13 protein-coding genes, 1 tRNA gene and 2 pseudogenes are annotated in these 19,196 nt (G+C 66.2%); 7 read left to right on the top strand and 9 right to left on the bottom strand.

Annotation, left to right across the window (positions count from 1 at the left end; genetic code table 11):
- Nucleotides 1–193 precede the first annotated feature (193 nt).
- On the top strand, nucleotides 194–1,858 hold the full coding sequence (locus CG740_RS13055) for an aldehyde dehydrogenase family protein (protein WP_159030285.1): 1,665 nt from the start codon (nucleotides 194–196) through the stop codon (nucleotides 1,856–1,858).
- A 186-nt stretch (nucleotides 1,859–2,044) separates the two neighbouring features.
- Here the strand turns inward: CG740_RS13055 and CG740_RS13060 are convergent, their stop codons facing one another.
- Nucleotides 2,045–3,448: a DUF2254 domain-containing protein gene (locus CG740_RS13060; protein WP_234376224.1), complete on the bottom strand. Its 1,404-nt coding sequence runs from the start codon at nucleotides 3,446–3,448 to the stop codon at nucleotides 2,045–2,047.
- 196 nt (nucleotides 3,449–3,644) lie between these two features.
- On the opposite strand from CG740_RS13060, the gene CG740_RS13065 reads away from it, so the two are divergent.
- Both CG740_RS13065 and CG740_RS13070 read left to right on the top strand, forming a co-directional pair.
- Nucleotides 3,645–4,118 (top strand): hypothetical protein, encoded by a 474-nt coding sequence (locus CG740_RS13065; protein ID WP_100575251.1) that lies wholly within the window; start codon nucleotides 3,645–3,647, stop codon nucleotides 4,116–4,118.
- Nucleotides 4,119–4,218: 100 nt separating this feature from the next.
- Nucleotides 4,219–4,306, top strand: a tRNA-Leu gene (locus CG740_RS13070).
- Nucleotides 4,307–4,317: 11 nt separating this feature from the next.
- Here the strand turns inward: CG740_RS13070 and CG740_RS13075 are convergent.
- Nucleotides 4,318–5,481: a hypothetical protein gene (locus CG740_RS13075; RefSeq protein WP_100575252.1), complete on the bottom strand. Its 1,164-nt coding sequence runs from the start codon at nucleotides 5,479–5,481 to the stop codon at nucleotides 4,318–4,320.
- Nucleotides 5,478–6,065, bottom strand: coding sequence for a hypothetical protein (locus CG740_RS13080; protein ID WP_159030286.1), 588 nt, complete (start codon nucleotides 6,063–6,065; stop codon nucleotides 5,478–5,480). Before CG740_RS13080 ends, CG740_RS13075 begins: the two co-directional genes overlap by 4 nt.
- A 385-nt stretch (nucleotides 6,066–6,450) precedes the next feature.
- Here CG740_RS13080 and CG740_RS13085 point away from each other — a divergent pair, with 385 nt between their 5' ends.
- Nucleotides 6,451–6,771, top strand: coding sequence for a helix-turn-helix domain-containing protein (locus CG740_RS13085; RefSeq protein ID WP_079259476.1), 321 nt, complete (start codon nucleotides 6,451–6,453; stop codon nucleotides 6,769–6,771).
- Nucleotides 6,772–6,981: 210 nt separating this feature from the next.
- Here CG740_RS13085 and CG740_RS39620 read toward each other — a convergent pair whose 3' ends face one another.
- Complete coding sequence (locus CG740_RS39620; protein WP_159030287.1) at nucleotides 6,982–7,503, bottom strand: hypothetical protein; 522 nt, start codon at nucleotides 7,501–7,503, stop codon at nucleotides 6,982–6,984.
- Nucleotides 7,504–7,881: 378 nt separating this feature from the next.
- Between CG740_RS39620 and CG740_RS41860 the strand changes: the two are divergent.
- The 3 genes and pseudogenes from CG740_RS41860 to CG740_RS39630 all read left to right on the top strand — a co-directional run.
- Nucleotides 7,882–8,346 (top strand): annotated as a pseudogene (locus tag CG740_RS41860) (IclR family transcriptional regulator); the annotation flags it as partial.
- A gap of 25 nt (nucleotides 8,347–8,371) precedes the next feature.
- Nucleotides 8,372–8,554: pseudogene (locus CG740_RS41865) on the top strand (IclR family transcriptional regulator domain-containing protein); the annotation flags it as partial.
- A 761-nt stretch (nucleotides 8,555–9,315) separates the two neighbouring features.
- Nucleotides 9,316–9,741, top strand: a complete 426-nt coding sequence (locus tag CG740_RS39630) for a hypothetical protein (RefSeq protein WP_159030289.1) — start codon at nucleotides 9,316–9,318, stop codon at nucleotides 9,739–9,741.
- Nucleotides 9,742–10,503: 762 nt separating this feature from the next.
- Here the strand turns inward: CG740_RS39630 and CG740_RS41870 are convergent.
- The 5 genes from CG740_RS41870 to CG740_RS13115 all read right to left on the bottom strand — a co-directional run bounded on the left by CG740_RS41870 (nucleotide 10,504) and on the right by CG740_RS13115 (nucleotide 19,171).
- The gene (locus CG740_RS41870) at nucleotides 10,504–11,076 is read right to left on the bottom strand and encodes a PD-(D/E)XK nuclease family protein (protein WP_267895401.1); all 573 of its coding nucleotides are present in this window, start codon (nucleotides 11,074–11,076) and stop codon (nucleotides 10,504–10,506) included.
- 49 nt (nucleotides 11,077–11,125) lie between these two features.
- The gene (locus CG740_RS41875; RefSeq protein ID WP_442802826.1) at nucleotides 11,126–12,451 is read right to left on the bottom strand and encodes a 3'-5' exonuclease; all 1,326 of its coding nucleotides are present in this window, start codon (nucleotides 12,449–12,451) and stop codon (nucleotides 11,126–11,128) included.
- Nucleotides 12,448–13,092, bottom strand: coding sequence for a UvrD-helicase domain-containing protein (locus CG740_RS41880; protein WP_234376226.1), 645 nt, complete (start codon nucleotides 13,090–13,092; stop codon nucleotides 12,448–12,450). Before CG740_RS41880 ends, CG740_RS41875 begins: the two co-directional genes overlap by 4 nt.
- Before the next feature lie 134 nt (nucleotides 13,093–13,226).
- Nucleotides 13,227–15,860, bottom strand: coding sequence for a site-specific DNA-methyltransferase (locus CG740_RS13110; protein ID WP_234376227.1), 2,634 nt, complete (start codon nucleotides 15,858–15,860; stop codon nucleotides 13,227–13,229).
- An 89-nt stretch (nucleotides 15,861–15,949) separates the two neighbouring features.
- Nucleotides 15,950–19,171, bottom strand: coding sequence for a BPTD_3080 family restriction endonuclease (locus tag CG740_RS13115; RefSeq protein WP_234376228.1), 3,222 nt, complete (start codon nucleotides 19,169–19,171; stop codon nucleotides 15,950–15,952).
- Between the last annotated feature and the right edge of the window lie 25 nt (nucleotides 19,172–19,196).

Below are 19,196 nucleotides of genomic sequence, written 5' to 3' on the forward strand. Positions count from 1 at the left end.
GCGCGAGGCGAGCCCGCACCTACGCACGGCCCCAGGCACCGCCTCTACGCCCGCCCCCCCCCCCGCGATCACGTGACGTCACTCACCTTCACGCCCTGTACGTGCCGAACCGCCCTCCAACTCACTACCGTCCGGTAACACAAGCCATCGCACCCCCGCCCCGACAGCCTGCGCACCGAGAGCGGAGACCCTCATGGCACCCAGTCCCAGCCCCGCACCCAGCCCCAGCCCCAGCCCCGCACCGGCTTCCCGCCCCGCACCCGGTACCACTCGGACACCTGGCAGCGGCCCCGCACCTGGCAGCGGCCCCGCCGGGAAGTCCGCCCCCCTCGTTCTCAAGCCCGGCACCGCCTGGTCCGACGCCTGGGGGCGCAGTCGGGCCGTCGCCCCCGAGGCCTTCCGGGACGACCGTGTCCTGAACCTCTGGGCCGGCCAGTGGCACACCGACGGCCGGGCACTCGCCGCCTCATCCCCGGTCGACGGCACCCCCATCGCGGGCCCGCCCCGCCTCGACGGGCCCGCCGCCGGGCAGGCAGTACGCGCCTCGCTCGATCAGCACCGGGCCTGGCGCCACGTGGCGCTCGCCGAGCGCCGGGCCCGCGTGGGCGCCACCCTCGACGCCCTGGCCGAACACCGCGAGCTGCTCGCCCTCCTTCTCGTCTGGGAGATAGGCAAGCCCTGGCGCCTCGCCCAGGCGGACGTGGACCGGGCGATCGACGGCGTCCGCTGGTACGCCGACAGCATCGACACGATGCTGGACGGCCGCACCCCGCTCCCCGGCCCGGTGTCGAACATCGCGAGCTGGAACTACCCGATGTCGGTCCTGGTCCACGCGATGCTGGTGCAGGCGCTCGCAGGCAACGCCGTCATCGCGAAGGCCCCGACCGACGGCGGCGTCGCCTGCCTCACCCTGGCGGCCGCCCTGGCCGTGCGCGAGGGAATCCCGATCACGCTGGTCAGCGGCAGCGGGGGAGAGCTGTCCGAAGCCCTGGTGCGCTCCCCGGAGATCGGCTGCGTCTCCTTCGTCGGCGGCCGGGACACGGGCGCCCGGATCGCCACCGCCGTCGCCGACCTCGGCAAGCGGCACATCCTGGAACAGGAGGGCCTGAACACCTGGGGCATCTGGAACTTCAGCGACTGGGACGCCCTCGCCGCAGTCGTCCCCAAGCTCTTCGACTACGGCAAGCAGCGCTGCACCGCCTACCCCCGGTTCGTGGTCCAGCGCTCCCTGTTCGACCAGTTCCTCGCCGCCTACCTGCCGGCCGTACGCTCCGTGAGCCTCGGCCATCCCCTGGCCGTCGAGCACCCCGAACAGGCCCTGCCCGCACTGGACTTCGGGCCGCTCATCAACGCGGCGAAGGCCAAGGAGCTCGGCGACCAGGTGGCCGAGGCCATCGACCGGGGCGCCGTCCCGCTGCACCGCGCGACCCTGGCCGACGGCCGCTTCCTGCCAGGCCAGGACACCGGCGCCTATCTGCCGCCGGTCACCCTCCTGAACCCGCCGCCGTCCTCGCCGCTCTTCCACGCGGAGCCATTCGGCCCGGTCGACACCATCGTGCTGGTCGACACGGAGGCGGAGCTGCTCGCCGCGATGAACGCCTCCAACGGCGCGTTGGTCGCCACTCTGTCGACCGACGACCCGGAGACGTACGACCGCCTGGCTCCGCACATCCGGGCGTTCAAGGTCGGAAGGGGCAAGCCCCGCTCGCGCGGCGACCGCGAGGAGCTGTTCGGCGGCTTCGGCGCGTCGTGGCGCGGAGCGTTCGTCGGGGGCGAGCTGCTCGTGCGGGCCGTGACCGAGGGCCCGGCCGGTGAGCGCGCTCCCAGCAACTTCCCGGCGTACCAGCTGATCCCGTAGAACACCGGGCCCCCGCGCCGGCCTCCCGCGCTGTGCCCCCCCCCGCACAGAGCCGGGCCCCCGCATCGAGCCGGGCCCCCGCATCGAGCCGGGCCCCCGCGCCGAGCCCCAACGTCGGGCCCAGGACTCAGGGGCCCCGCGACTCCGGGACTCAGGGCCCCACGACTCCGGACCGGCATGGCGATCTCACCCGATGCCCTGCCGGTCCGGTTCCAGGGCGAAGCCCCGCTCGGCCTCCGGGACCGCGAGCATGACGGCCTGTGCGAGCAACTCCCGCTGCCGCAACAGCGGTTGGCGCCTTTCTCCGGGCGCGATCCGGAGCAGATCGTCGAGGCCCGCCATGATGCGACGGGTGACCTGCGGGCTGCCGACCGCGCAGAGCCGGATTTCGGCGAAGGCGAGATCGACGAGGTCGGCCCAACTCGGCACATCCTGCACCAGCCTGATCTCGCCCTTGCCGTCCGGATGGCCGACGGCGCCGAGCGGCCGGTTGGCCAGCACCGTGAGCAGCTGGACGATCCGGTCGAGGCAGAGCACGGCGGTGGTCGGGTCGTTGATGGCGTGGGACAGCGCCCGCAGAGCGATGTCGCAGAGCTGGCGCAGCCCGAACGCCAGGTCCTGGTGGAACGTACGCTCCACGCCGACCATCACCGTGTAGCGCAGCGCGCTCCGGGTCGGCCCGTCGCCCTGCCCGCTCCCGTGCACCGAGAGCAGCGGCGTACCCGGCACCACGAAGTCCCCGATGCGGGGGAGCAGTCGGAGCACCACGCCCTGAGCCTTGGCGGCGCGCACGAGCCGGGCGATGTTGACGTCCCGCAGCACCCCGGACTGCCCGACGTAACCGATGCGCCCGCGCTCCGGACCCACCAGCGCCTCGTCGAAGTCGCCCCGCGGCATCCGGTCCAGGACCCGCAGGCACTCACCCGTGATCCGGTCGACGACGTGTCCGACGCGCATGAGCCGCAGCGTCGAGTTCACGTACGCGATGAACAGGAAGAGGCTCAGCGCGACCATCAGCAGCGTGAGGACGCTCTGCACGATGGGCACGGTGGTCACGTGCCGCGCCTCGGCCTCGCTCTCGAACGAGGTGAGGACGAGCAGCGACAGCGTGAACGTGGACAGGAAGACCGCGAAGGTCAGCTTGGTGATGCGGGACCGGACGAAGATCCGCACCACGCGCGGGCTGAACTGGCCGCTCGCCATCTGCACGGCGACCAGCGAGATGCTGAACACCACACCGATGAAGGTCATCATCGCCGAGCTGACCGTGCTGACCACGGGCTTGATGTCATTGACGATCCGGATGAGTTCGTCGATCTCGGCGAGGTTCTGATGCTCCTGGAGCAGCCGGACGATGGCCGCGTCGAGTGCGGACGCGCCGGTCCACAGCACGAAGATCAGCACCATGGCGGCGGTGGGCGCGAACCAGAAGGTGTCGCGCAGGTGCTCGCGCAGCGGCGAGAGCGCGCGCGGCCGCCGGTACCCCTTGCCCCTGCGGGCGCGGGCGCCCTCGCCGCCGCCCTCGCTCGCGCCGCCGTCCCTGCCGCCGCCATCGGCGTCGCTGTTGCCCTCGCCCTTGCTGTTGCTCACCCGGCGAGGCTAGGCGTGCGTCGCGAGGCGGAGGCCGCCACGCCACCCAGTGGTCCCACAGACGTACACACATTGGTCCTCACGGAGTACGAATCGGTACATCCGCGCCGGAAGAATGGAAGACAACGAACACGACGCACTCGACTGATCACCTGATCACCCCACCCTCGCCCGAGCAGAACCAGGAGCGATCGCCATGCCTCCGAAGCGCACTCCCCGCCGGCCCCGGACCATCGTCATCACGGTCGTGTCGGTCCTGGTGGCCCTGGGATTCGCGGCGGTCGTGGCCGTACCGGCGGCGAAGGACTGGTACCAGAACCGCCACGACGAGGCCGCCTCCTACCGCTCGGGCCAGGAGGCGAAGGGCGACCGGGCCTCCGTGCCCCGCTGGCTGCCGGACGGGGCCAAGCGCATCGAGTACGCGATGAAGACCACCGGCGGCGACCGCCTCATCAAGGCCACGCTGCCCTCGCCCGCCCTTCCCGCCACCTGCACGCCCCACAAGCCGGACACGGCACCGCGCCCCCCGGCCATCAGGTCGACCTGGTTCCCCAAGAACGCCGAGCAGCGCGTGGCGGCCCGCTGCGGCCTGTACTACGCGTACATGGAGGGGAACACCCTGTACGCCTGGCAGGCGAACGACGACTGGGTCGCGGCGAGGGGGGCCTGACGCTCGCCTGACCACGCAATATGCGGGTGAACAGCACCTCGAACCCCTGGTAGAGTTCTCTATGTCGCCGCGGGGAACACACCGCGAAGACAGACACCTTGTCCGGGTGGCGGAATGGCAGACGCGCTAGCTTGAGGTGCTAGTGCCCTTTATCGGGCGTGGGGGTTCAAGTCCCCCCTCGGACACCAGCTGGGGACGTTCACGAGATCGTCCCGAAGCGTTCACGAATTACCGGTCGAGTCACGTTACTCGCCGGTATTTCGTCGTTTCTGGGGCCTCGAGCCTCGTGATCGGCCCGATGAGGGGGTGAGGCGGTGGCGGTCCAGGCACTGCACCTCTCACCTGCGGAAACAGGACATGCCTGCGCGACGGCTGGTAGCCGTGACGCAGGCATGTGGGGTTTACAGGGGGCGGAGCGCGGCGGAGGCTCGACCTGCTCGGCCGGAAGCGGTCGCGCCTGGAGCGGGGCGGAAGGCTCACTGGGTTGGGTTGTGGCGCTCTGCGTGCCGGCTTTGCGGGGCTGGATGCCCTGGTCGCGGAGGAACCGTCGGATGGCTCTGAGGTTCGCCACGAAGATGATGACGGTGTTGAGCAGGGTCTGTGCGACGCGTCCGTGCGGCAGGCGGAGCTGGGGATTGTCGATGCTGTCGAGGGCGGACTTCTTGAGGTTGCCGTTGCCGCCCTCGTTCTGACTGCGCAGTCCGGACCAGGCTTCCTGCCACAGAGGGGTGAACAGGGGGTATTTCTGCCGCCACTTGGCCAACACGGTGCCTGGGACGGTGATGCTCTTCCCCCTGCAGATGTCGGGGTAGACGGGGGTGTCCCGCTTGGGCCTTGGGATGGTGGGCAGGGCTGCCGGGGTACGGACAGTGGGAGCGTCGAGGTCGACGACGGTGGACGGGCGTGGCTGGGGCCGGCGGTAGCAGGTGACCGTGGCGTGGGACCCGAGGGCGGGGCACTGGCGACGCTGGTCCCCTGCGGGCCCGTACTCCTTGATCTTGGTCTGGTAGTCCTTCCGGGACTGGATCAAGTTGAGTGCATGGGCTCGGTCCTCGTCCGTGCGGCTGTCGATGTATGTGGCGCCCGCAGTGATGAGCGGGGTGGGCATCAGCGGGCAGTAGAACTCGCCGCCGACCAGCTGCATGCCGCGGAACTCTCCCTGCCGGTCGACCTTGTCGTCGTTGTAGTGCTTCACCGCGTTGAGGCCGAGTTTGAGCAGCTGCAGATGCAGGTTGTGAGGCTTGGCCTGGGTGATGCCCCGGTCGGCGCAGAACAGGTCTTTGACCAGGCCTCGTTCGAAGGCCGGCTGGATGGCGCGCAGGGCGGCCGGGCCGGGTTCGGTGCCCGGGGTGTGAAGGATCATGCCGAGGCAGACCGCGGGGTGGGCGTCGGCGAGGTCGGCATGGCGTAGCGGAACTCTCTCTTCTCCGGCGCCTTGGCCCTTTTCTCCTGTTTCGACTTGGTCTTGCGAGGCGGTGGCTTGTTCGCCGTGCCACGCCGGGTGCCAGTGTTCGTGGAAGCCGCAGGTTTGCCGCTGGGTCCCGCCTTCTTCTGCTTCTTCTGCGTTCCTCGCTTCACGTACATCCCGGCGGTGATCTCAAGCGAGGCCCGGTCCTGGTGGTAGTCCGGCTCTTTGCCCCAGAGGAGGGCCTTGGATCCTGGAGACAGGGCGAAGAAGAGTGTCTCCCATGCGTCGTTGATGTTCGCGCTCTTGCCCATGTACTGCGACAGGATCAGGCCGATCAGCACTGTGCGGAACGGGAAGCCCTTCGGGCCTGGCCGGTGCTCGTTGGAGGGAAGGCGTTCCAGTACTCCGCTGTGGCGCACGAGGTCGAAGACCTGCCTCACAACGCGGTCGCTGAGGGTACGGCCGGGGGCCTGCGGTGCAGGGCGTAAGGCGAGGCCGGTACGCCGGCAGGGTTTGTCCTTCTGGTTCTTCCTGCTCATGCCGCCGCCCCCTCAACAAATCGGATGCCTCCGCTTCGGGCACGTCGTGGAGGAAGACGAGGTATCGCGAGAGGCTGTGCAGGGTCCCGAGTCCCGACGCTTTGAGGATCACCTTCAGCGGAATGCCTGCATTCAGCGGTTCGACGAGCCAGGTCGTACGCAGCCGCTGGGTCTGCAGCACTGCACCGTCACAACGGCCGATGATCCGCGGATTACCTGGCCAGCCAGTCCGATGCGATGTGCTTGCTGGTGCGGTCCTGCCAGTCTGTGCGTAAGCCAGCAGGCGATTCGACACAGCGACCTCCAGGCGCAAGGCCCATGACAGGCGGCCGGTTAACCGGCCGCTGGTGTCAGTGTCGATCACGATCTGAAGGAATGCATCTTTATGACCGGAGGCCGAGCGCGCACGGCGCCGCCATGGAGCTACGCCGTCGATCCGGAGGAGTGGCCGGATGCCCGGATCGCCGGGGAGCCCGCCGCGGCGGTGGTCCAGACGATTGCCCGCCGCCTCGCCGCCGCCTTGCGCGAGAGGCCGGAGCTCTCGCTGCGTGCCCTGGCCGCCCAGAGCAACGTCGGCAGACAGACCATCGGCGATCTGCTGGCGGGCGCCACCTGGCCGGATGTGCTGACGGTCTGCCGACTGGAACGGGCCCTGGGCCTGGCGCTTTGGCCCGGATCGAATGCGACCCAATGTGCTCATGACTGATCCCCATTTGCCAATTTGAGGTCAGTCGTGCACGCTCAAGTACGGAATGGCGTAGACGCCCTCTAGCGCCACCCATGGGAGCGCTAGAGTGAACGTGCGCGACGGACCGGAACCCTGCTAGGAGAAGCGTCCGTTCGCGTGTTTGGCGGCCTCCCTCGACCGCTAATCGAGGGAGGCCTGCTTGTTGGCTTAGGGTCGTTCTCGGGTGGATCAAGCAGCTCGGGATGACAGCACGGCCCGGAACATTCCCGGTGCTACGTTTTCCACCTCACCAAGTTGCTTCATGCGGTTGAGGGTTTTTCCTACGGATGAGCGGACCGTCGCGTCCGCTCCCGGGCGCACCGCCGCCGCGATATCAGTGATGGACATTGCCTCTTGAGCAGCGCACAGGAGTGTGAGGATCGCATCGCGCATGCTTCCGTTACGCGGTGGCCCCAGGGTCCGAGTGCCAATCCCCGGGCGCGCATCTTCGGACGAAGGATCCTCGTCGGCGACGGAAACTTCAGACGGACTCTCCCGGGAAGCCTGGGAGGTTTCCGCGTCCTCGCCAGTGGCCGGCGGCTCTTCGCGGCCATCGGTGGATTCGGCGCCCTGGCACATCATCGCGCACACAGCTTCCAATGTCGCCAACTCGCCGCGCAGTGAAGTGATCAGCTCCTTCACGGCATGCCGGGCCTGGCCGATGTATACACCCTTGTCTGACGCAGGTGCGCTGGTCCGGTATCCCGCCATAGCGAACTCCTAAGGAAGGTCGCTGCCAGTGTAGGGACGGCACACTGTGGCACGCACGCAGTTCTTGTGAGGTGCTATCAAACGGTCAACAGTGCGCTCAAGCACGGCAAGTCCGGTCGAGGTTATCGCAGGACTCGACCTGTCTTGGCGCAGAGCAGAGTTGGCTAGCCGGGTTCGTGCGATGCCGCACCGGAACTGTGAGACGTGCCATCGCGGAATTCTGACGTGTGGATTCTGTCGAAGCTCCCGGTCTCCGGGAACGTTTGAGCGTTACGGTTCCTTCATGGTGGATGGCAAGCATCTGTCGGCGACAGAGGCCTTGGCGTCGGTGACGAAGGCCCTAGATGTTCTAGTCCTGGCGTATGACCGGGGGAAGTCGGTGTTACCGAAACCGCCCGGGAGCTCGGTATCTCACGTTCCACCGCACACCGCATCCTGGTTACCCTGCAGCGCGCGGGTTTCCTCCGCCACGATGCTGGCCAGCACGGATACTCAGCGGGGCCGCAGCTCGTACGCATGGGACTGACCGCGATCGCCCAGCTGGACGTCCGACGACAGGCGCGCAGCCCCCTGGAGGAGCTCTCCGAGAAGCTGCAGGAGACGGTGTGCCTGTACTCCCTGGATGCGGCCGTCGTCCGCCCACTCGACAGAGTCGAGTGCCGGCACGTCCTGCGCGTCAGCGTTCCGCTCGGACGGGAGCTCCCCGCCCACGTAACAGCGGCAGGCAAGGCCCTGCTCGCACTGCGCGACCCGGCAGATGTACGCGCGACACTCCCGGCCGCGCTCCCTGCCACGGCGGCAGGAAGCATCACTGAGTGGCCGCTGCTTGAGGTGGAGTTGGAGGAAGTCATAGCCCCGGGGGTGGGCGGCAGACCTCGAGGAAAGTGCACACGACCTGCACGGCGTAGGCCTGGCCATCCGCAACCGCATCGGGGAGCCGCTCGCCGCGATCTCCGTGTACGCACCCGCCGTACGTCTGCGCGAACAGGACATGCCAGCGATTGCCACGGCCCTGCAGGAGACCGCCACCACGATCGCCAGGGCAGAGTGACAGCGGTCGCCGAGGTGCCCGGGGCTCAAGGCCCCAACGTGATCCGCCCGTCCGGGATCCACCCCTCCAGGTATCCCGTCAACAGCACATCCACATCTGGCAGATCGCACCGCGTGCACAACTCCTGCCACTGCTCAGGCCGTGCCCAGTGTGTCGCTCCCCTCCAGGGCAGATGCTCCGGCGGATCACCAGCCGCAGCGAGACGAAAAATGAACACGCGCGCCTCTCAGCGGCTCCGACCTACGGGCACAGGCACCTGAGCCCAGTGGCAACCTTCAACAGCGCCCGCGCGCACCTGCATCGCGCCGACTACATTGCGGAGTATGCGTGCTGCCGCCTCACGGTAGGACTCTGCGGCTCGGACGGATCCTGAAAGGAGCACCCATCGGGGAACAGCTCCAGGCAAGTCGTCTGCCACAAAAGCGAGCCGCCCGTCCGAGCTCAGCAACGCAACGAACACCACCCGCCGCATCCTGCGGGGGCGGCACGGGAGGGCACCTCGCACTCTCGGCGGCGTCCAGAAAAGCAGGCACAGCCCGATCCTGACATGCGGCCGCTTAACCGGCCAGTTTTATCCCGCGCCGACGAGAGTCTTATCGCGGAGTTGAGCTGGCGAACTTGGTCGGCTTGTGGGCTCCGGTATGCCGAATCTGGATTGAGTAGGCGCCCAGCAGGAGCGGCCGGATGGTCTCGAGTTCCGCAAGGGATTTCGATGGCCTGAATGCTGGCGGGTCTCGCTCCCGGACAGCGGCCAGTCGAACGTGTACGCAGCGAGCAATCTCCACGGCCTGGACCATCCCGTCCTGGTACTGCTCAGCCTGGTCGCTCCCGGCTGGCCGGACGGCTCATGGACGACCCCGAACGGTCTGACCTGGCGATACCGCAGCCACGAGGACCTGTGTGCCGCGCTGCGGTCCTGTCTGCCCGATCTCCGGCGGGCGGACGGGTTCGGCGCCGGTGTGTTCGAGCACTGGCTCGACCTGATCGACAAGCTCGTGCGACTGGCCGCCAAGGGTCGGCACCCCGCGGGGGCCGAACCGTTGCTGGTGCCAGAGGAAGCAGTCGCAGTCCTCAAGAACGCTCGACTGGACGCGACCGTGCAGAAGGTGCCTGCTTGCACAGCCTCGTCCGGCCAGAGCTGGCGCAGGAGATGGAGCAGGTCGGCGTCATCGTGCGGACCGCAATGAGCCGAGACCAGGGCATCGTGGAGATGTTCACCGCGGAGACGACACCCTGTCCGGTTGGCAGATCCAGGAAGGCCAGGTCTGGCTGGTCCACCTGACCGGCCCGGCCCGACACGGCGGGCAGTCCGCGAACAGGAGGCCCGCGCCTACGGCGACTACTTCTGCTTTGACCGGGCACGTACCCTGCCGGGCGACATCGGTCCCGAGCGACCCACAACCGCCCCGCATGCTCCGTTGGCCTGCAACGGGTTCGCGCCCGACTTCGTCTATCGGAGCATCCCACGCCGGACCTGACGATCGAGCAGGTCGTCCAGCTCGGTGTGATCTTGGTGCGCAGGACGTTAACGTGGCACCCAGACGCACGGGGCAAGGGATACGTGTGTCGCTGAGTGCTGAATGAGAGGGATGACAAAACTCTTTCGGTCCCTGTCGACCCTCGTGCCGGACGTGGCGGGTGCTCACGCTGTCGTCGATACAACAGTAGATGGTGAAGCCCTCGTCCAGGCGTGGGAGTCCCCGGCTCCCGTGAAATTGCTGACAGTGGAAAGGAAGTTGCATCGGATTAGTGCCGCAGAGATCATCAAATGGGATGGCAGAGTTCCGTCAGCTTTCGCGGCTTCGGCAGATGCCCACGAAGTCGCAGCCGGCGCAGGACGAACACCAACTGTCCAGGGGGGCAGTCGGTTGGTGCGCAAGGAGTCGGCAGCCTCGGTGACCCGCTTGCCGAGGTCGGTCATGACCTCGGGGTCCACCATTTCGCGCGTGTCACGCCCCCGCCTTGTCGAGGTTGAGGACCTCGACAACATCCGCGTTCTGTCCCGTCAGCTCCCGGTACCCGAGCACGTACAGGTGCAGTTGGTCACGGGTGAGGTTCTCGGCCTGGGCGCGCTCGCTCGACTTGAAGTCGACGACCGACGTCTCGTTCGTGTCCAGTCGCTTGATCAGGTCGACACGGCCGGTCACAGTGACGCCGGGAACCGGGTGGATCTCGACGGGCTGTTCGGAGTATCTCGTCTGGTGCAGGGTCGCGCCGTGGCGTTCCAGGTAGCGCCGCACCGCCGTCTCGGCGGCGGGGCGGAGCTGGTCTGCCGCCGCCTTGTTCGCGAAGGGGAGGTTGAGGTGGCGGTCCACCAGGTCCTCCGCCTCCTCTGGGGCAGCGATGTCGCCCTCGATGGCCCGTTTGTGGATCTCCGCCATGACGTCGTGGAGCGACTTGCCGAAGCCGAGTTCCTTCTGCAGAGGCGAGTCGAAGCCGTACAGAAGGCGGCTTGAAGGAGTACGGGCACTCGAAGAGGTACTTGAGGTCCGAGAAGGACATGACGACCTCGGGGATACCACGCATGGGGGTTGGCGTGAGCCGTCCGTCGGGAAGGGCGGACCTCGCGCGTCAGGACGTGTGCACCTGCGTGGCCTCGTTGAAGAAGTCCGAACGCTTCTTGCCTGTGCGCTTCTCCGTGGGGGCGAAGGAGAGTGCCAGGTACTTCTGGGCGCGGGTGACAGCGGCGTAGAACAGGCGGCGCTCGTCCGCCTCGGTGCCCCGGTATCGGGCCGCGCCCGGGACGAGGCTCTCTTCGACCACATGGAATACGCCGAGTCCGCCCCGGCCGGAGGCGGGAAAGGTGTTCTTGCGCAGGGCGGGCAGAATGACGGCCGGCCACTGCATGCCCTTGGCCTGGTGGACCGTGGCGATGACGACGGCGTTGGGCTGGGCGTAGCCGTTGTCCCCGTCGGACTCCTCGTAGTAGTCGGGAGCCTGGTACTCGACCCACTTGGCGAACGCGTCGAACCGCTGCTGGGGCTCGCTAGTGAGGTGGATGCGCTCGAAGTCCCCGATCGCGGTGGAGAAGCGACCGAGGTAGTAGTAGACGAGTTCGCCCCGATCGCGCGGAAGGCGCTCCTCGCGCAGCTCGACGGCTTCGAGGAAATCAAGGAAGACGCCCTGGAGCGTGGTGGGGTCCCAGGGCTTGGACGCGTCCCACCGCATGGCCGCGGTGAGCACGGGGAGTCCGGCGCGGACATCCCCCTCCGTGAGCCCGACGCCGGCGTCGACCCATGCGTCGATCACGTCCTGCTCGTCGGCCTCCCCCGCGACGAACCGGAAGCAGCTGACGGCCGCCTGGACCTCCGGTGTCTCGAAGAGATTGGTCAGGCCCTTGATGACATACGGGATGTCGCGGCGTCGGAGCTCTTCGACGAGCGGGCCGGCGTCGGCCTTGACGGAGCGGAACAGGACGGCGAAGTCGGACCAGTCGAGTCCTCGGGGCTCGCTGCCTTCCCGGTCCTGGAACGGCACGCCGCGCAGCCGCTCCATGCGGTCCACGAGCCAGCCGGCCTCCGCCTCCGTGTCCGGGAATTCGAGTGCCAGCAGGTCGCCGCGGTCGAAGGTCTGGTGGCCGGCGGCCGTCATCGCCTTGCTGAGGCGTTCGCCAGGCGGAATCTGCTCGACGACTCGGCGCGCGAGGTCGACGATGGCGGGGCTGGAGCGGAAGTTCTCGTTCAGCGTGGCTCGGCGGACGCCCGGGTAGCGGTTCTCGATCGTGAGGATGTTCTCGACAGCACTGCCGCGCCACTGGTCGTCGTCACCGACCACGCAGAGGTTCGCCCCGTGGCGGGTGAGTCCGCGGATCAGCTGCTCCTGGACCGGGTTGGTGTCCTGGTACTCGTCGATGACGACGTACCTGACGGTCTCCTTGACGTGCCGCTGGAGGCTCAGGACGGACTCGTCGCCCTCGTCGTTGTCTTGTCATTGAGCAGGACCGCGGTATTGTGGAGGATGGCTGTGTAGTCGAAGTACGCGCGTTCGCTGAGCAGTCGCATGTACTTGTCAAGCCCGTCCGCCACGTCGGGGCGGAGCCCGTCCAGATCTACGTCGTCCTCCCGGAGGATCGACATGACCTGCTGGTACAGCTTTGAGTTGACCCAGCGCCGCAGGGGCTTCGGGGTTCCCTGGACGATCGCGTTCGTCGTGGTCAGCCCTGACTGGGTGCTGTACTTGTCGATGATCAGGCGGGTCTGCACGTCGTTGAGGACGTTGTACTTGAACGCCTCGGGCACGTGGCTGTGCAGCAGGTCGAGGGCGTAGCCGTGCATGGTGCCGATGTACATCTCGGCGAGGCCGTGCACCTCGCCGTGGAGTTCGCGGATCCGTGTGTGCACACGCTCCTTCAACTCGCCTGCGGCCTTCTCGGTGAAGGTGAAGGCGACGATGTTCCTGGGCTGGACACCGGGCCGCCCGATCAGGCGGGCGATCCGTTGCGAGATCACCTCCGTCTTGCCGGAACCGGCGCAGGCGACGATGAGGAGGTTGTCGTCGTGGGTGTCGATGGCGGTGCGCTGGGCGTCCGTAAACTGCACTGCTCCCCCCGAAACTGGCTGTGGTGCTGGTGCTGGTGCTGGTGCTGGTGCGGTGACCTGGTGCTTTCGTGTGGCGTGATCGGTGGCGGGTGGAGTGTGTGCCGTGGCGGTACGCACCCCACCCGGTGGTGGTGTCAGATGTCGATGGCCTTGAGGACTTCGTCGCCGTAGTAGTTGACGACCTTGACGGCGATGCGTCCGGACTCGGGCTTGGGGAAGGGGCGGGACTTCGTGGTGAAGAGGGTGGACAGCGCCTCGTCGTCGATCTGTCCCTTGAGCGCCTTGCCGAGCCGCTCGTAGGGGTTGAGCCCCGTGGACTTCCCGTTCTCGCCCGCGAAGTAGACGTGGCGAACGATGAAGGCCTCGGCGTCGTAGTCCGTGTCGATGGACCACATCATGATGTCGTCAGGACCCTCGGCGCGGACGTCACCCGTCGTCGGGTTGTAGATGTCGAGTCCCTTAATCTCGGCGACGAGCTGGCCGTCGTTCGTCTCCGTCAGCTCGATGTCGGGCTCACCGAAGACCGTGAACAGGTTTCCGGCGCCTGTGTTGGCGAGTTCGTCGCCCATGGCGAGGTCCGGGTTCATACGGACGTTGAGCACGGCCATCTTGCCGACCTGACGCTGCTGGATGACGGAGAACTCGCCTCGCTCCTGGTTGATCTCGTTGGTCGCCTCGGTCGCGTTCGCGTCGAAGGCGAAACCGAGGATGAGCAGAAGATCGATCTCGCCGAACCGGAGGGCTTCACGGGCCGCGTTCTTGATGAAGAGGGAGTCGACGGTTCCGTACTCGGGACCGAGCGCGATACCGACGCGGGCCGGTGTCCCCTCCTCGGCATCCTTGCGGATGCCGACGGCGGTCAGTATCCGCCCGGACACCGGTTCGACCGACTCGAACTCCAGCCGCTCGTTCCGGTAGCCGTTCTGCACGCCCGCCTTCTTGACGTGCTCCAGGATCGTCTCCTCGTACGAGGCGCCGGACGGCATCATCTCGGCGCCCCTTTCGGAGGCGGGAACCTCCTGCTCGGAGAGGACGCGGTGTGGCGACAAGGACTCCACGGTGAAGGCTCCGGCGACCCGAACAGCCTTCTTATTCTCGTGTGGCTTATCCCAGATAGTCTCGACCTTAGCGTTCCTAAGGATCGCCTGATCGACTTTTTCCTTAGATAGCCCTTCGCGAATATCAGGGCAATTAGCGATCGTGCTTGGCTGAATTCTCGGCACTTGCAGTGTTACGAAACCTTTGCGTACGTCGCTCTTGGATGGCGAACGATCCAACGGGGTCCCATAAAGTTCGCTGATCTTTTTCTTTCCCTCGGGGGAATCGGCAAGTAGGTAAGCCGGAAAGGTGGCTCCCATGAGTCGGTGTCGAGTTAGGGAGATGGCCACCCGAGAAGTGTCGACGGTCACCCATCGCCGCCCCCACTGCTCAGACACGAAGGCGGTGGTTCCGGATCCGCATGTAGGGTCGAGTACAAGATCACCAGGATTTGTTGCCATCAGGATGCAACGCTGAACGATGGCTTCGTTGGTCTGCACGACGTAAGTCGGATTGGATGCTCCGACGAACCCTGCCCAAAGGTTACCGATGGGTTTGTAGGGGAAGTCGTCTGCGAAGCTAAGGTAGCGCAGCGTGTTACCGAAAGGCAGTACCCTGCCCACGGCGATGAGTCGCTCCAGTGATTCCTTTGGCGTGCCCCACCAACGCTTTCCAGAGGTGTAACTCTGCCCGTTGAACTCGATTTCATACTTGGAACCTGGCCCAGGCTTCGTGAGTGAGATCGGCCGGAAAAGTCGTCCGTCAGGTAGTGCTGCCTTTCCGGATCGCTCTTCAGAGGTGACGCGCCTGTACTTGCCGTCCGAAAATTGGATATAATCGAATCCGGCTTCGAGTGCATCACCTCGCTCTTCGTACAGGGAATGGTACTTGACGCGCTTCGCGTCTCGCGCGTACCAGACCAAGTAGTCCACGCGTGAAGGAATCCTCCTGGTTGATTCCAGGCCTGCAGCTGCCTTGGTGAATGGAATGAGGGATACGAAATTTGTGGGATCGAATACCTCATCCAAGATGGAGCGAACCAGGTGGACATTCTCATCGCCGATTTGCACGAAGATGGAACCTGATTCTGTCAGTAGTTCTCGGGAAATTGAGATCCGATCGCGCAAGTATGCGAGATAGGAGTGAATTCCTAGGTCCCAAGTGTCGCGAAAGGCGTGAATCTGTTCCACTTCTCGCGAGACTGATGCGATGTCATTGTCTCTGACCTCGCGAGAATCTACTGAGACCTGCCAATTCGAATTAAACTTGATTCCATAGGGCGGGTCAAAGTAGATCATTTGAACCTTGCCCCGCAGATTCTCCCGCTCCGCAAGGCTCGCCATCACCTGAAGCGAGTCGCCCAGGATCATGCGGTTGGTCCAGTTCATCTGGTGGTTGTACCAGTCAACCTTGTCCAGCTCATCCGGGATACCGTCGTCGAAGAACTCGCTACCGAAGAGTGAGAGTTCTTCCCCAGCGCTCTCACCTCCCGCGCTCTCCCGCGGCCTCTTCGTCTCGTCCATCAGCTGTTTGACGAGGTAACGCGGTTCGATCCGCTCTTGCCGGAAGATCGGCGGCGCCGGGACCTCCAGGTCCTCGCGGTCCTGCTCGTCCTTGCCCTTCCAGACAAGCTGGGGGTCCTTGGCGAAGTCCCGCTTGCCGCGCCAGGTCATGGCAGCCTCGACCGCTTCCGTGACCAGGTCGAACGCGTCCGCCGTCGGGTTGTTCACTCGTGTTTCCTCATGCTGTATGGCCTGCACGGCCTTGGTGCTGTTCGCGGCGGTCTTCGCACTGCGCTTCCGGGGAGCGGCCATCGTGCTTACTTCCCTTCCTCGTCGTTGTTGCCGTCGTGCTGCTGCTGCCGCTGCCGGGATTCGCCCTCGGCCTCGCGCGCCGCGCTGAACAGGTCGTCGTCCCAGGGGTAGTCGTCGTCGCCCCAGTCCGCTTCGTTATCGTCGCTCTTGAGCCTGTCCACGCTCTTGAGCCCTTCCTCGTACAGACCCGTCAGCGCCCCGTCGCCGTAGAGCGCCTCGATTGCCGCCGCCAGGCCGGACTTGAACGTGGTCGGGTTCTGAGACAGCTCGACATAGCCCCACTTGCCGAAGCCGCCGTGGTTGTTCACGGCAGCGCACCACATCCGCGCGGTCTCCGCCTTCACCGCCCGCTTGCCGGCCGACTTGCGCGAGCCCGAGACCTCCACGATCAGGTGGCGCTGCTCGTCGTCCTCGTCCCGGGGCTTCAGCCGGACGATGAAGTCGGGCAGATACCGGTGCGTGCGTCCCGCGAAGAGATAGGGGATCGCGAACTCCAAGTGGTCGTTCTTGACGTACGACTGCACGTTCTTGTTGCCGTCGAGCAGCGTGGCCAGGATCTGCTCCCACGTGTTGCCGTCTATCCCGTCGAGCACGACGTAGTTCACCGGCGACTTGTCCTCGTCGGCCTCGTAGACTGCCTTGGTGGTGTAAAAGTCCACGTTGTCCGTGGAGCCTTCCGGCGCATAGCGCGCGAAGATGGGCAGCACCTTGGACGCGTTGTCGCCTTCCTGGCGGTTCAGCGCGGCGAAGAACAACTCAGCGGCCCGCTGCCGTTCCTCGGAAACCTGGGAGATGATCGCCAGGGCACGCTGGTTGTCCGTGCCGACGCAGTGTGTGATCCAATCCTTGGCGAGCCGTACCAGGTTCGGGAACATCCACGGTTTGCGTCCGAGTTTCGGATCCTCCAGCAAGTCCAGTGCGTGTTTGGCTAGTTGGAAGGAGACCTGCTGCACGCGGATGCCCCTGCCATCGACCAGCGTGTGCCGGGCCTGCTCTCCGACGATGCCCTCCACATCGGCCCGCGTGGCGACGCCCTCGTCGACCTTGAACGGCTCCGCTTCGGTGAAGTCCGCGTAGAACTGCGCCTCCTCCACCTCCACCCGGTATCCCTCCAGGCGAGGGAAAGTGATGCGCAGGTCCTCCCGGTCCCTCATGGCCCGGACGTGCTTCGGCTCCGGTCGGGGCTTGGACTTCAGCTCCCGGTTCGGATCGGTCTGGATGAACTGGAACGGGATGCCGTACACGTCCGCGTACTCCGGTTCCAGCAGCCCCTCCTCGTTGACCGCGTAAGAGATGCGGCGCAGGCCGCGGCCCACCACCTGCTCGCACAGCAGGTGGCTTCCGAAGGCACGCACGCCCAGGATGTGCGTGACCGTGTTGGCGTCCCAGCCCTCCGTCAGCATGGACACGGACACCACGCACCGCACGTCCTGCCCGAGTCTGCCCTTCTTACCGACGGTGTTCAAGATCTCTCGCAGCAGGTCGGCGTCCTTCAGAGCCTCCACGTCGCGGTCCGGGAACCGGGTGCGGTACTCCTCCTTGAACGCCTCCAGCTCCTCGGCCGCCGCTGCCTTGAACTGGGCGTCGAGCTGGGGGTTGTCGGACTCTAGCTGCGCCGAGTCGACCAGGATGGTGCGGGGGACGGCATAGCGGCGGCCCTGGGCGTCGTAGTTGGAGAAGTGTTCCAGCATGCCCGGCTTGCCGAGACCGTCCGCGTCCGGGAGCTCACGTCCGGCGATCTGGTCGTACACCCACTTCGAGACCGTCGTGTTGTTGCAGACGATGATGAACACCGGGGGCGTGGATCCGGTGGCCTGGGTCTCCTCCTCCCACCGCGCGAACGCCTGTGCGTAGTTCCGGTACAGGCTGTGGGCGGCACCTTCCAGTACAGGGGGGAGCGTCTTGTCTGCGAGCGTCTCCGGCTTCTGGGCGCGCGTCGGCATCTTGTCCCTGATGTGCTCCCACAGGTTCAGGTACGAGACGTCCTTGTGTTCCGCGTCGTCGTCCACAGGTACACGCGGGATCTTGACGAGGCCCGACTCGATGGCGTCAAGGAGCCCGAAGTCGCTGACCACCCAGGGGAAGAGGGTTCCCTCCGGGTAGCCCGAGCCGTTCAGGTAGAAGGGGGTCGCGGAGAGGTCGTAGACGGTCTTGATGGCGGTCTTGCGCATGATGTGGTTCAGACCGTCGAACCACTGACGAGCGTGCTTGTTCTCCTCCTCGGCCTGCTTCTTCTCCTCCCCCTTCAACTCGTCCACGGTGATGGCCCCCTCCAGGGCGGCCCCGCGGGTCTGGTAGCAGTGGTGAGCCTCGTCGTTGAAGACGATGATCTCGCCCTTGCTCCCGCCCAGATCGCGCAGGACCCGGTTGACCATCATGGCGGGCGTCTCGAGGAAGGGGTCGTCCTTGGACCTGGCCAGGAGCAGCTTCTTGGTCTTGGACGCGAGTCCCTGACCCTCCCGCGTCGTCCGGAGCATGAACGTGTGGTAGTTGGTGATCGCCACCTGAGCCTGACCGAGCGCACCCCACAGGTCTGCGGGGACGATGTCCCGCTCCTTGTAGTAGTTGTTAGGGTCGGAGGGCATCAGCACACGCAGCCGGTCCCGGATGGTCACACCGGGCGCCACCAGGAGGAAGCGCTTGGCGAACCGGCGGTCCTGCGGGCCGGCGACCTTGTTGAGGGTGTTCCAGGCGATCAGCATCGCCATCACCACGGTCTTGCCCGCGCCCGTCGCCATCTTCAGGGCGACTCTGGGCAGGCCGGCGTTGTGCTCCTGATTGGCCTCGTCCAGGTGGGCGCCGATCCACGTCTTGCCGAGCTTCGTGCCCACCTCGGTCAGGTATATGGCGGTCTCCACGGCTTCCACCTGGGCGAAGAACAGCTTTCGCTCCCGGGTGCCGTCCGTCCAGTACTCCAGAAGACGACGCGTCGTGGGCGTGATGTTCGGATACCCCGCCTGGCGCCAGCGGGAGACCTCGGCTCGGATGTTGCCGATGACGTCCTGGCCCTTGCGCTCCTCCAGGATGCCGTCGAGAAACAGCTCGTGCTGAACGCCGGCGCCGGTCTTGCGTCCCTTCCTGGCACGCGGTACAGGCATCCAGGTCTCGCTCGGGCGGCGCCCCGCAACCCGCTCGCCGGTCGGCTGGCCCCGCTGGTCCAGCTCCCAGTGCCAGGCCGGTTCCGCGTACGGCGAATTGATGATCGGGTTTTCGATCACTGCTGCCATGTTCTGGATATCTCCCTCACGCCAC

The sequence above is a fragment of the Streptomyces sp. CB01201 genome (assembly GCF_002803085.1).
GTDB lineage: Bacteria > Actinomycetota > Actinomycetes > Streptomycetales > Streptomycetaceae > Streptomyces > Streptomyces hundungensis.